The organism is Mycobacterium sp. URHB0044 (assembly GCF_000620625.1).
Taxonomy (GTDB): Bacteria; Actinomycetota; Actinomycetes; order Mycobacteriales; family Mycobacteriaceae; genus Mycobacterium.
This window is the reverse complement of the sequence record NZ_JIAW01000005.1, coordinates 400,316-413,178: the sequence shown is the minus strand read 5'-3', so window position 1 is coordinate 413,178 and position 12,863 is coordinate 400,316. Positions and strand designations below refer to the sequence as shown.

12 protein-coding genes and 1 pseudogene are annotated in these 12,863 nt (G+C 66.6%); 7 read left to right on the top strand and 6 right to left on the bottom strand.

Translation table 11 applies throughout. The features are described 5' to 3' along the window. Window positions 1-69 precede the first annotated feature (69 nt). The 6 genes and pseudogenes from N536_RS0113665 (at window position 70) to N536_RS0113640 (ending at window position 3,623) form a co-directional block, all read left to right on the top strand. Window positions 70-618 (top strand): RNA polymerase sigma factor, encoded by a 549-nt coding sequence (locus N536_RS0113665; RefSeq protein ID WP_155948574.1) that lies wholly within the window; start codon window positions 70-72, stop codon window positions 616-618. Next, a complete protein-coding gene (locus tag N536_RS0113660) occupies window positions 615-1,331 on the top strand; it encodes a Rieske (2Fe-2S) protein (RefSeq protein WP_029114117.1) in 717 nt (238 codons plus the stop codon). The genes N536_RS0113665 and N536_RS0113660 overlap by 4 nt, the downstream gene beginning before the upstream one ends. Window positions 1,332-1,463: 132 nt before the next feature. Next, complete coding sequence (locus tag N536_RS0113655; protein ID WP_029114116.1) at window positions 1,464-1,925, top strand: cupredoxin family copper-binding protein; 462 nt, start codon at window positions 1,464-1,466, stop codon at window positions 1,923-1,925. Next, the gene (locus N536_RS0113650; protein WP_029114115.1) at window positions 1,922-2,854 is read left to right on the top strand and encodes a metallophosphoesterase; all 933 of its coding nucleotides are present in this window, start codon (window positions 1,922-1,924) and stop codon (window positions 2,852-2,854) included. The genes N536_RS0113655 and N536_RS0113650 overlap by 4 nt, the downstream gene beginning before the upstream one ends. Next, window positions 2,851-3,278 (top strand): annotated as a pseudogene (locus N536_RS0113645) (hypothetical protein); the annotation flags it as partial. The gene N536_RS0113650 and the pseudogene N536_RS0113645, both read left to right, overlap by 4 nt. A gap of 42 nt (window positions 3,279-3,320) precedes the next feature. Continuing rightward, the gene (locus N536_RS0113640; RefSeq protein WP_155948573.1) at window positions 3,321-3,623 is read left to right on the top strand and encodes a hypothetical protein; all 303 of its coding nucleotides are present in this window, start codon (window positions 3,321-3,323) and stop codon (window positions 3,621-3,623) included. On the opposite strand, the gene N536_RS0113635 is transcribed toward N536_RS0113640, so the two are convergent. After that, window positions 3,602-6,484: an RND family transporter gene (locus tag N536_RS0113635; RefSeq protein ID WP_029114112.1), complete on the bottom strand. Its 2,883-nt coding sequence runs from the start codon at window positions 6,482-6,484 to the stop codon at window positions 3,602-3,604. The genes N536_RS0113640 and N536_RS0113635 overlap by 22 nt on opposite strands. A gap of 204 nt (window positions 6,485-6,688) precedes the next feature. Continuing rightward, a complete protein-coding gene (locus tag N536_RS0113630) occupies window positions 6,689-7,591 on the bottom strand; it encodes an alpha/beta fold hydrolase (RefSeq protein WP_051574467.1) in 903 nt (300 codons plus the stop codon). A gap of 66 nt (window positions 7,592-7,657) precedes the next feature. Here N536_RS0113630 and N536_RS0113625 point away from each other — a divergent pair, with 66 nt between their 5' ends. Continuing rightward, a complete protein-coding gene (locus N536_RS0113625) occupies window positions 7,658-7,846 on the top strand; it encodes a hypothetical protein (protein WP_029114110.1) in 189 nt (62 codons plus the stop codon). Between the two features lie 10 nt (window positions 7,847-7,856). Here the strand turns inward: N536_RS0113625 and N536_RS38375 are convergent, their stop codons facing one another. The 4 genes from N536_RS38375 to N536_RS0113605 all read right to left on the bottom strand — a co-directional run bounded on the left by N536_RS38375 (window position 7,857) and on the right by N536_RS0113605 (window position 12,856). Next, window positions 7,857-8,498, bottom strand: coding sequence for a TetR/AcrR family transcriptional regulator (locus tag N536_RS38375; protein ID WP_051574466.1), 642 nt, complete (start codon window positions 8,496-8,498; stop codon window positions 7,857-7,859). An 85-nt stretch (window positions 8,499-8,583) separates the two neighbouring features. After that, window positions 8,584-11,292, bottom strand: coding sequence for a fumarate reductase/succinate dehydrogenase flavoprotein subunit (locus N536_RS0113615; protein ID WP_197040130.1), 2,709 nt, complete (start codon window positions 11,290-11,292; stop codon window positions 8,584-8,586). Then, the gene (locus N536_RS0113610; protein WP_036436192.1) at window positions 11,292-12,038 is read right to left on the bottom strand and encodes an ABC transporter ATP-binding protein; all 747 of its coding nucleotides are present in this window, start codon (window positions 12,036-12,038) and stop codon (window positions 11,292-11,294) included. Before N536_RS0113610 ends, N536_RS0113615 begins: the two co-directional genes overlap by 1 nt. After that, a complete protein-coding gene (locus N536_RS0113605; protein WP_051574485.1) occupies window positions 12,035-12,856 on the bottom strand; it encodes an ABC transporter permease in 822 nt (273 codons plus the stop codon). Before N536_RS0113605 ends, N536_RS0113610 begins: the two co-directional genes overlap by 4 nt. Between the last annotated feature and the right edge of the window lie 7 nt (window positions 12,857-12,863).

The following is a 12,863-nucleotide window of genomic DNA, read 5'->3' as shown; positions in this document are numbered from 1 at the left end:
GTAACCCGGTTCCCTATTGATAGTCAGAGCGCACGATGTAGGCGAGCGGACTTTCATGTGAACAGGCGGATGAACCTCGTGGCGGTGGAGCGTGAACCTGACGCACCGCCTGTCCTCAAGGCGGTGCCCGATCGGTATGCCGATTGGAATGCGGTCTATCAGGACAACGTGACCTGGGTGTACAGGACGATCTTCGCGCGCGTCGGGAACCGGGCGGATGCCGAGGACCTGACGGCCGAGGTGTTTCTGGCTGCGCTGAAACCGTTGCGGGTCACCGCGTCGATGCCGGAGGTTCACGCTTATCTGCGGGCGACGGCACGCACCGTGCTGGCCGCGCACTGGCGTCAGACGCTCGGCCGGGAGATCACCACGATCGACGACGTGGAGCTGGCCGCTCCCGACAGTGAGCAGGCCATCAGCACCGCACCGGAACGGGTGGGCGAGGTGCTGCGGGCGCTCCCCGACAATTTCCGCCGGATCCTCGAACTGCGCTTCCTGCACGGTCGTTCGATCAAGGACTCAGCTACGGAAATGGGTGTCAGCGTCGCGAATGCCAAAGTGCTGCAGCATCGGGCCTTACGCTTGGCAGCTCAGGTCGACAAGGAGGGCGAGCGATGAACGCGCGTGGAATGCGCCGCTACATTGACGACCTCTTGGCCGGTCGACGGCCGAAGTCGTTCGAACCAGACGACTTCGAGGCCGACCAGATCCGCACCGCCATCGACCTGCAGGCCGCACGGACGGGCGCCGACGCGCCGCGCCAAGAGTTCCTCTCCGATTTGCAGAGCAGGATCGCGGCGCAGATGGGGGAGAGCGACGTCGCACCGACGGTCGGCGTGCGCAGCCTGCCGACGGCGACACGTCGCCAGGTAGTGGCCGTGACGTCCGCGGCGGCCGCTGCCGCGGTCGCGGCGGTGGCGGTGGACAGGCTGGTCATCCGGGACGACAAGACACCCGATCGCACGGTCGCCGGCGGTGAACTCACCCCGAACGACGGCAGCTGGCAGGCCGTCGGCAAGAGCGCCGAGGTCACTGAGGACGGTGTGATGCGCCCGTTCGAGGTGGGGTCGGTGATCGGATTCGTCCGACGTGTCGACGGCCGGCCAGAGGCGGTGTCGGGAGTGTGTACGCACCAGGGTTGCCGGTTGTGGTTCGACAAGCCCGATGGCCGGCTGCGCTGCCCGTGCCATTCGACGTCGTTCTCGCCGGAGGGCCAGGTACTGACCCACCAGCTGTCCATCTCGCCTGCGCCGTTGCCCAAGCTGGAGGTGCGCGAGACCGACGGCGTCATCCAGGTATTCGCACCGGCTGAGCCCACCGAACCGGCCTGACTCGCTGGTGGTGTAACCCGCCTCCCTATCTCTTGGTGAGCGGTCCACAGCTTTGGACCTGCAAACCAAGAACGGGAAGGTGCTCCCTTGTCTAGACAGTGTTCGTATCATCACCGAAAGCCTGCTGTCGCAATGGCTTCCGTACTAGTGGCTGCGCTTCTGGTCGCCGGTTGTGCAGCCAATGGCGATAGCGCGACAGCGCCGCCATCGTTGACGTTCAACGCCGACGGCGGCACCACGCCTGGGATGGCGGGGATGTCCGCCATGCCCGGAATGCCGGCCATGACGGCCGCGTCACCCGACCACGGCACGGCGGCGGCTGGCCCCGCACCGGCACCGAGTGGCCCAAATGCCGTCGACATCACCAACTTTGCGTTCGCACCGGCGACTCTGAGCATTCCGATCGGCGCCACCGTCACCTGGACCAACGGCGATGAGGAACCGCACACCGTCGTCGCCGACGACGGGTCGTTCCACTCACCCGGGATGGGCACTGGCGGCACTTATTCGTTCACGTTCACCAACGCGGGCTCGTTCGACTACGTGTGCTCCATTCACCCCTTCATGCACGGCACCGTGGTGGTGGGCAAGTGACCGCCGAACCTGATCCCAGTGGAATGACGCGGCGTCAGCTGATGCGGCACTCGGCCTGGTTCGGCGCGGCCGTGGTGCTGACCGTGGCGGGCGGAGAAGTGATCTCGCACGTGGCCGGTTCGGCGGTCGCTACCCAGCCGGCACGGCCGACTCTGCGGTTCGCCCAAATCAGCGACAGCCACATCGGTTTCACGGGTACCGCCAACGCCAACGTCACCGAGACGTTCAGCGACGCGATCGACCAGATCAACAATCTGGGCTTCGTCCCGGACTTCGTGATTCATACCGGCGACCTCACGCACCTGGCCACCCCGGAGCAGTTCGATCAGGTCAAGCAGATGATGACCGGTTTGAAGACGCCGCACGTCTTCACCGTGCCCGGTGAGCACGACTCGATCGACGACGGCGGGCAGAAGTACTTGCAGGCGTTCGGTGCTGGCACGCGGGGCGACGGCTGGTACAGCTTCGACACCGCGGGAGTCCATGTCATCGCCTTGGTGAACACGCTGAACCTGAAGAAGCTCGGTCATCTCGGTGTTGATCAGCTCGAGTTCATCCAGAAGGACGTCGCACCACTGCCGAGCGAAACGCCCATCGTGGTGTTCAGCCACATACCGCTGTTCGCGATGTACCCGGACTGGGGGTGGGGAACCGACGACGCCGCCAAGGCTCTGAGCTACCTGCGTCGGTTCTCGTCAGTCACCTGCCTCAACGGGCATGTGCACCAACTGTTTACCAAGACCGACGGCAACATCACCTTCTACAGCGGCACCACCACCGCCTATCCGTTGCCCCGTCCTGGCGACGGCCCCGCACCGAAGCCCCTCACACTGCCCGCCGGCAAACTGCGCGACGCCCTCGGCATCCGAGAAGTCAACTATACCAAGGGCGCCGACGCGCTCGCGTTGAAGGAGCAGTCGCTGCGATGACCACACTCATCGGAAGGTTCCCGGCCGCCGAGGTCGCGATCAGGTGCGGAGTCAGCGTCACGTTGGCCCTCAGCGGGCTCATTCACGCCCAGCTCTACGTGCACGGCTACCGCTACATATCAGCCATCGGGACGGCGTTTCTGGTGCACGCGAGCGTCTTCGTGGCGCTGGCCATCCTGATCGGCGTTGGCGGGCCGCGTTGGCTGCAGACGGTGGCGGGCCTGACTGCTGCGGGTTCGTTGGTGGCCTTCGCGTTGTCGCGCACCATGGGAATCTTCGGATTCGTCGAACGTGGCTGGGAACCCGCGCCGCAGGCAGCCCTGAGTGTGCTCGCGGAAGCGTTGACGGTCGTACTGTGCGCCTTCTCGGTGGCTCGGACCTTCCGTGTTTCCCAACGTCACAACCAATTCAACTAGTGAGGCAATTCGAAATGCGCCGATTCAACGAAGCGATAGCCAGGTCCCGCGTGCCCTTCCCAGCACTACTGCGATGCGCCGCGGGGATTGGGCTCACCGCAGTCACCCTGGCTGCTGCGCCGCTCGCCGTGGCAGCCCCGACTGGCGCGGTGAACGCGATCACCACGATTCAAGAGCTGCAAGCCAATGGGTATCGGGTCATTCTGAACAAGGTCGGCACGGAGCCGCTGTCGTCATGCCACGTGACGTCCATCCGCCCAGGGCCGGCCGTTACGGAGACGGTGCCCGCCGGTGGCGGTGACACCATGCAGAGGATCGTCTACACGCCCGTCTACGTCGACGTCGCTCCCTGACTTGGGGCCACCGGTTTCGGCCACGCCGCCGGGTACGGCCGGTTCCTGACCACCTGCGGCCACCAGAACCAGCGGCCGAGCAGCGCCGCGACCGACGGTGTCATGAACGCGCGAATCACCAACGTGTCGAAGAGAAGACCGAGACCGATCGTGGAACCCACCTGGGCGACCACGGTCAGTTCGCTGACCACCATCGACATCATGGTCAACGCGAACACCAGGCCCGCAGCGGTGACGACGGAACCGGTGCCGCCCATGGCGCGGATGATCCCGGTGTTGACCCCGGCGTGGATCTCCTCCTTCAGGCGTGCCACCAACAGCAGGTTGTAGTCCGCACCGACGGCCAACAGGATGATCACCGCCATCGCCATCACCATGAAGTGCAGGTCGACGCCAAGGATGTGCTGCCACACCAGAACCGACAGGCCGAAGGACGCGCCGAGCGAGAGCACCACCGTGCCGACGATGACGGCCGCCGCGACCACGCTGCGGGTGATGAGCAACATGATGATGAAGATCAGCGACAGCGCCGATATGCCCGCGATCAGCAGGTCGTAGTTGTTGCCTTCCTGCATGTCCTTGAAGACCGAGGCGGTACCGCCGACGTAGATCTTCGAACCTTCCAGAGGCGTGCCCTTGATGGCTTCCTTCGCGGCTTGCTTGATCGCGTCGATGCGCTCGATGCCCTCGGCGGTCAGGGGATCGCCTTCGTGAGAGATGATGAACCGCACCGCATGTCCGTTCGGTGAGATGAAGCTGTCCATCCCGCGTTTGAACTCGGCGTTGTCGAAGATCTCGGGTGGCAGATAGAACGTGTCGTCGTTGAGGGCGTCGTTGAACGCCTCGCCCATGGCCGTCGAGTTCTCGTCCATCGCGGCCATCTGATCCTGCATGCCGGCCTGCGTGGCATGCATGGTCAGCATCATCGTCCGCATCGACTTCATCGTCTCGACGGTCTCCGGCATCAAGGCCACCATCTGTGGCATCAACGCATCGAGCCGCACCAGGTCCGGGACGATGTCCTGGAAGTCGTCGGTCATGGTGTCGATGCCGTCGAGCGTGTCGAAGATCGACCGCATCGACCAGCACACCGGGATGTCGTAGCAGTGCGGTTCCCAGTAGAAGTAGTTCCGAATCGGGCGGAAGAAGTCGTCGAAATCTGAGATGTGGTCCCGTAATTCGGCGATGTCTACGGCCATGTTCCGGGTCCTGCCGACCATGCTGTGCGTCGTCGCGCTCATCTCCTCCATCAACGCGATCATCTCGGTCATCGTGTCGATGGTGCTCTGCATGTCGTCGGCCTGCACCAGCATGTCGTCCATACGGTCCTGCATGTACTTGCGGTTCATGGTCTGGTTGACGCCGCCCATGCTCATCTGGGCGGGGATCGTGCTGAACTCGATCGGTTTGCCACCCGGACGCGTGATCGCCTGGACGCTTCCGATGCCGGGCACCCGGAAGACGGCCTTGGCGATCTTGTCGATGACCAGGAAGTCCGCCGCGTTGCGGAGGTCGCGGTCGCCTTCGATGAGGAGCAGTTCCGGGTTCATCCTGGCGACGGAGAAATGGCGTTCGGCCGCTGCATATCCCGCGTTCGCGGGCAGGTCGGCGGGAAGGTAGTTGCGGTCGTTGTAATTGGGTGAGTAGCCGGGCAGGGTGACCAACCCGACGAGAGACAGTGCGATCGTCGCCACCAGCACCGCGCCGGGCCACCGCACCACCGCGGCGCCCAACCGCCGCCAGCCGCGGATTCGCATGGCGCGCTTGGGTTCCAGCAACCCGAATCGGCTGGCGACCGTGATCACCGCGGGCCCCAACGTCAGGGCCACCAACACCGCCACCGTCATGCCGACTGCCAGCGGGACGCCCAGGGACTGGAAGTACGGCAGCCGGGTGAACGAAAGACAGTACGTCGCACCGGCGATCGTCATCCCCGAGCCCAGCACCACGTGGGCGGTGCCGTGGAACATCGTGTAGAACGCCGACTCGCGGTCCTCGCCTACGGTGCGGGCTTCCTGGTAGCGCCCCACGAGGAAGATCGCGTAGTCGGTGGCGGCGGCGATGGCGAGCGTGACCAGAAGGTTCGTCGCAAAGGTGGAGAGCCCGATGAGTTCGTGGTAGCCGAGGAACGCCACCGCGCCGCGCGACGCCGACAGGCCGAGGAACACCATGAGCAGCACGATGACGACGGTGACGATCGACCGGTAGACGAGCAGCAGCATCGTGATGATGACGGCGAACGTCGCCAGCTCGATGATCTGGACGCTGCGATCGCCTGCGATCTGCTGGTCGGCCGCCAGCGCCGACCCGCCCGTGACGAAGACCTTGACCCCCGGTGGGGGAGGAAGGCCGGCGACCAGCTCCTGCAGGGCCGCCACCGACTCGTTGGCCAGGGCTTCACCCTGATTGCCGGCCAAGTACACCTGGACGTACGTCGCCTTGCCGTCGTCGCTCTGCGCGCCGGCTTCAGTCAGCGGATCGCCCCAGAAGTCCTGGACGTGCTCGACGTACTTCGTGTCGGCCTCGAGCCGGTCGACGAGCTCGTCGTAAAAGCGATGCGCGTCGTCGCCGAGCGGTTGCTCGCCCTCCAGCACGATCATGGCCGAGCTGTCGGACTTGAACTCTTCGAAGACCGTGCCGACGCGCTTCATCGCGATGACGGACGGCGCTTCATTCGGGCTCATCGAGACCGACCGCATCTGACCGACCACTTCGAGCTGTGGGACGGTGACGTTCAGCAGCGCGACGAGCAGGATCCAACCGATGATGATCGGGACCGCCAACCGGCGGATCCACTTCGCCAGGCCGGTACGCCGCGGCTGCTCGGTCGGATCGACGGGCTCGCTGGTGGGAGCGCTCACGGCGTCGTGTCCACGCCAGTTGGGCACTTCGGCGGAACTCCTCCCTACGACGTCGCGTCGGGCTTAGTCATACCAGATTCAGCCACCTCACAGGGAGGTCTTGCGGCGGGACTGGGCTGCCCCAGTCGACGAGGTGTGGGAGACGATGGCGACCCGCGAGATTGGAGCCAGCGAAAAGAAGTTCGAGTAGCTGGTTGCGTGAGTTCAATCTCGCGGAATCAGGGTCTCGAAGATCTCGCGGTAGTACAGGTGTGCCATGAAGTGCCCGCCACTACGCAGGTTCAACGTCGCACCGGGGATCTGCCCCGCGAGTTTGGCGGGCCACGAGGCGTCGACCAGTTGGTCTTCGGTTCCTGCCCAGACGTCGACCGGAACCCGAAGATCGGCGGGGGCGAAACCCCACGGCCGCATCCACGCCCGGTATTCCTCGACGACGCCCGCGGGGCGCCGAAGCGCTTCCCGCGACATCGCTGCGAACGTGTCGAGGCCTTCATCGCGCAGCACCGCGCCGTCGGCGTCGCCGAGATCGCGGGCGGCCAAGCGGCCGTACAGGTTTGGTGCGGACCGGGCGGCGAACCCCATCGTTCGGAAGATCTGCCGAGCGAGCCACGGAACACGTTGCGACAGCCGGGTGAAGACGCGATCCATCGACGGAAGCCGATCGAAGGCCAGCGGATCGGTCAGCGGCAAGGCGCCGGCGATGATCGCCACACGCGTCACGCGCGACGGCCAGACGTGACCGAGTGCGGCGGCGTACTGCCCGCCCATCGACCATCCCATCACCGCGAACTCCTCGACGCCCAGCTGGTCCATCAACTCACCGGCGTCGTGCGCCCAGTCCGAGAGCGTGCGGTTCGGCCGCGGATCGGACAGCCCGATGCCAGGCCGATCCGGTGAGATCAATCGAATCCCGCATTCGTCGGCAGTCGTTGCGGCGGCCGCGACGTCGAGGCGGCAGGCCATGCCACCGTGCGCGTTGACGACGACCCGTCCATCCGGCCGGCCGTACTGTGCAAAGCCCATCGCCCGCCCGTCCGCCAACTCGATGACGTGATCGTCGTGGCCGAGTCGACGTGGCACGGGCACTCCTGCGGATGACTGAGCCATCGATCATCATGGCAGCGCGAGGCGCCGCGCATCAGGCATTGCCGTGCATGCGGTTACTGTCGAGTCATGCGGATCGCCGTCGTGGTGCTGGGTGTCATCGTTGCGTTGTTCGGCCTGTTGTTCGCGCTGCAAGGGTTCGGCGCGGTCGGCGGAAGCCCGATGAGCAACACCACCATGTGGTCGGTTCTCGGCCCGATCATCGCGCTCGTCGGCGTCGCCATCGCCGTGGCGGGCGCCCGAATGCGCAAGTCGTAGCGCCTGGGCGTCAGCGCACGTTCAGTTTGGCCGTGAAGTCAGCCACCTGGCCGAGGGCGTCGTCGAGCCGATCCATGACGGCTTCGGGCCGCGGGCGGACGCCGGGTTCGGCGATCAGGTCGCTGCATGCGTTGACGATGGTCGTCGAAAACAGGGCGATGGCCAGATTCAACCTGCCGTCGTCGACGGGGACGCCCATGTGCGCGGCCAGGAGTTCCATCGTGGCCGGGCTGCGGTAGTCGATGGCCGCCTGGCGCAGCGTGTCGTGGGAGTAGACGATCCGCATCATCATCGCGAAACGTTCGGCGGACATTCGCTCCAGCGGCCGCTTGCTCAGCCGTTCCAACACCGCCACGTGCGCAGCTCGCAGGGCCTCCAGCGGACCCAGATCCCATGGCTGCGTGGTCAGTTCCGCGACGATCTCGTCGGCGAAGTCGTCGAGGACGGCGATGAACACCGCATCCTTGGTGGCGAAGTAGCGACTGAAGGTCCGCGTCGAGATATCGGCGGCCGAGGCGATCTGCTCGATGGTGGTTGCCTCGTAGCCCTGCCGCAGGCAGAGGTCGACCGCCGCGTCGATCAGCATGCGGCGCGTGCGTTGCTTCTTCCGTTCGCGCAAGCTCATGGCGTTCTTGGCGGAGGGGTCGACCACGGGCTGATCCTACAAGGGCGCCGACGAATCCCGGGGACCGCGAGCCAGTTTCACTATGCGTGGTGGCAATCGCTCACACGAGCGGTCATGCACCCACGCCACTGGCCTCCACGACGGTGGCCAAGGCCTGCCGCGCGTACGCCCGCACGTCGGCGTCGACGTCCTCGAGCGCCGCATGCAGCGCCTCGCGGGCGGCGACGTCGGTGGGCGCCCACCGGGTCAGGCTCAGGACGGCCGCCTTGCGCACGTCGAGGTGCGGGTCGCGCAACGCACGGGTCAACGGCGCTACGGCAACTGCCGTTCCGACGCCGGCCAGCGCGCGGACGGCGCCCTGGCGAACCTGCCATGCCGATTCCGCCAGTCCGCGCTCGATTGCCGCCAGGTCCGTCTCGGGAAACGCGCCGGTGCCGAGCGCGGACAGCGCAGCGGCGCGCACCAACGGATCCGGATCGGCGATCAACGTGCGGATGGCGGCAGCTCCCTCGCCGAGGGTGCCAAGAGCGGTGGCTACGGCGATGCGTACCTCCCGATTGTCGTCGGACCGGGCGGCGCTCACCCCGTCGGCGTCGTCGACGGACACCAGCGCGCGGACCGCTTCGATGCGGACCCGGTGGTCCGGGTCCTCGAGCATGCGACGGAAGTGCGCAGCTGCACCGACCCGGCGTGAACTGAGTAGGTAGACGGTGGCCGCACGCACCACGGGGTCGGGGGAGCCCAGGAGTGGTTGCGCCGCTGCGGGATCGGGCAGCACCTCCACCAGTTCACGCACCCCGTCGGCGGCCGCCGCACGGACTGCTGCATCCTTGTCGTCCATGGCCGCCAGCAGGGCTGACCCGTAGTCGTCGGGCAGGTGCTCGGTGAGGACGTCCACCGCGGTGCGTCGCACGCCGGCATCCGGATCGGTCAGGAACGGCGACAGGTCGTCGACGGTGGGAGATTCCAGGGCCAGTACCGCGGCGATGCGTGGCGAGGGAGGTTGTGTCGCGGTGGTCGCGTCGACTCGGGTCCGGTCGGTGGCCGGCGCCTGCCCGCCGACGAGTCCTGGTTGCTCAACCGGGATGGTCGCCGCGCCGTCGGTGGGAATGCCGTCGAGCCCGGGCACCGGCACGAAGTACGGTGCCACCGGCCGCTTCAGGAACACCATCGATCCTTCGGCGTCCTTGCGCAGGTTGAGGTGATAGCGCCAGTTCTCGTCGTCGCGCTCGGGTAGGTCCGAGCGATCGTGGTAGAGGCCCCACCGCGATTCCGTGCGGGTCAGCGACGACCGGGCGGCCATCTCCGCGCAGTCGCGGATGAACGACACCTCCACTGCCCGCATCAACTCGTGCGGCGTCGATGCGCCGATGCCTGCGACCTCGTCCCGCATGCGGTCGAACGTCTGCACCGCGATGGACAGCTTCGTCGCGGTCTTCGGCGGTGCCACGTAGTCGTTGACGAAGCGGCGCAGCTTGTATTCGACCTGTGGCTGCGGCGGACCGTCGGGATGGCGCAGCGGTCGGTAGATCAGTTCGTGTGCGGCCGCGATCTGGTCGTCCGGAAGTGACTGGGGCGCTGGGACGTCGGCGAGCGTCGCCGCCGCGTCCTGGCCCGCGAGCTCGCCGTAGACGAACGCGCCGATCATGTAGTTGTGCGGAACGCACGCCAGGTCGCCCGCCGCGTACAGCCCCGGGACGGTGGTGCGGGCGTGTTCGTCGACCCACACGCCCGACGCGGAATGTCCACTGCAGAGCCCGATTTCGGAGATGTGCATCTCGACGTCGTGGGTGCGGTAGTCGTGGCCTCGGTTGGCGTGGAACGTGCCACGGGTGGGCCGTTCCGTGGTGTGCAGGATGTTCTCGAGCGCGGACAGCGTCTCGTCGGGCAGATGGCTGACCTTGAGGTAGATGGGTCCACGGGCCGACTCGATCTCCCGCTTGACCTCCGACATCATCTGACCCGACCAGTAGTCGGAGTCGACGAAGCGTTCGCCCTCCGCGTTGACCTGATAGCCGCCAAAGGGATTGGCCACGTACGCGCACGCAGGGCCGTTGTAGTCCTTGATCAACGGGTTGATCTGGAAGCACTCGATTCCCGACAGCTCCGCGCCGGCGTGGTACGCCATGGAGTAGCCATCACCCGCGTTGGTCGGGTTCTCGTACGTGCCGTACAGGTAACCCGACGCGGGCAGGCCGAGGCGCCCGCACGGACCGGTCGCCAGGATCACCGCCTTCGCGCCGACCACGACGAACTCGCCAGTGCGGCTGTTGAGCCCGGCGGCGCCCACGGCCCGTCCGTCATCGTCGGTGAGCACCCGGACGGGAACGAGGCGGTTCTCGATGCGGATCTTCTCGCGCATCGCCCGTTGCCGCAGGACCCGGTAGAGCGCCTTCTTGACATCCTTGCCCTCGGGCATGGGCAACACGTAGGAGCCGGAGCGGTGCACGCGGCGCACGGCATATTCACCGTGCTCGTCCTTCTCGAACTTCACGCCGTAGCGCTCCAGTCGCTGCACCATCGCGAAGCCGCGGGTGGCGGTCTGATAGATGGTGCGCTGGTTGACGATTCCGTCGTTGGCGCGGGTGATCTCGGCGACGTAGTCCTCTGGCGTGGCCTTGCCGGGAATGACGGCATTGTTGACGCCGTCCATGCCCATCGCCAGTGCACCGGAGTGCCGCACGTGCGCCTTCTCGAGAAGCAGTACCTGGGCGCCGTTCTCGGCGGCGGTCAGTGCGGCCATGGTCCCCGCGGTGCCGCCGCCGATCACCAGTACGTCACAGTCGAGGCGGACGGCGTCTGCCAGGTCGGGAATGTCCATCAGTTCACTAGCTCCGAATGATCAAGGGCGGCAATTACTTCGGCACGCAATGCGCTGCGATCGGTGATCGCGCGCGGTTCCGGCACCTCCAGAAGGGCACGCAACGGCTGGCCTGCGCGGCCCAGCACCGCGATCCGATCGCCGATGAGCACCGCCTCGTCGACGTCGTGCGTGACGAACACGACCGTCGTGGGGTGCGCGCGCCAGGTGTCGATGAGCAGGCGCTGCATGCTCGCCCGGGTCTGCGTGTCGAGGGCGCCGAACGGCTCGTCCATCATCACTGCGCGCGGCGCGCCGGCCAGCCCACGGGCCAGCTGGACGCGCTGCCGCATCCCTCCGGACAGGCTCTTGGGAAGATAGTCCTCGAAGCCCGTCAGGCCGACGTCGGCGATCCAGCGCAGCGCTTCCTCGCGGCGGCCCTGGCGCGGGCGACCGGCGAGCTTCAGGGCGAGCTCGACGTTGGATCGGACGGTGCGCCACGGCAGCAGAGCGTTGTCCTGGAACACCATTGCGCGGTCGCGTGACGTAGTGGTGACGCGGTCGCCGTCGGCGCTGATGTGGCCCGCGTCGGGGCGCAAGAGTCCGGCCAGCGCGCGCAGCACGGTCGACTTCCCGCATCCCGAGGGTCCGGTGAGCACGAGGATCTCGCCGGGCCGCACGGTGAGCCCGAGCCCGTCGACCACCGGCGCACCGCCGTAACTCAGTGTGACGTCGTGCAATTCGAGGGTCATGCCGGTGCTGCTCATCGCGTCTTCTCCTCGCCGCGCGGCAGCCAGCGGGTGACGCGGCGGCCGATCAGTTCGACGGCTGCGGAGGTGGCGAAGCCCAGCACGCCGATCGTGATGATGCCGACGAACACGTCTGGGTAGGCCAGGACGGTGTAGGCCTGCCAGGTGCGATACCCGACGCCGAGCCGGCCCGAGATCATCTCCGCGGAGACGACGCAGATCCATGCGACGCCGATGCCGACGGAAAGTCCGCCGAACACGCCGGGCAGGATTCCTGGAAGGACGACGCGCACCAGCACGTCCAGTCGTCCACCGCCGAGCGTGCGCACCGAGTCCTCCCAGATGGTCGGCAGCGCCCGTACCGCGTGCCGCGTGCTGACCATGATCGGAAAGTAGGCGGCCAGAAACGTGATGAACACGATGCCCGCCTCATCGGACGGGAACAGCAGGATCGCCACGGGCACGATGGCGATCGCCGGGATCGGACGGGCCAACTCGGCCAGCGGGCCGACCACGTTGGCGAACGCATTCGATCGGCCCAGCAGGATGCCGCTGACCACCCCGGCCACGGCGGCGATCGCGAAACCGGTGAGGATCCGGATCAGCGACTGGCCGAGGTCAAGCCAGTAGTCGTCGGTACCCAGTCGATGGCCGAACGCCGCGACGATCTCGGTCACCGTCGGCAGGTTGTCGAACCGCAGCCAGAGCCGAACGTGGTTGGCGGTCAACAGCTGCCACAGTCCGATGGCCGCGAGTACCGAGGCGGTGCGCACGGCCCACGCATGCCAGGACGGGCGTGCGGTCCGAGGAACCGGTGTGCTCGGTGCGGCGACGATGGGTGCG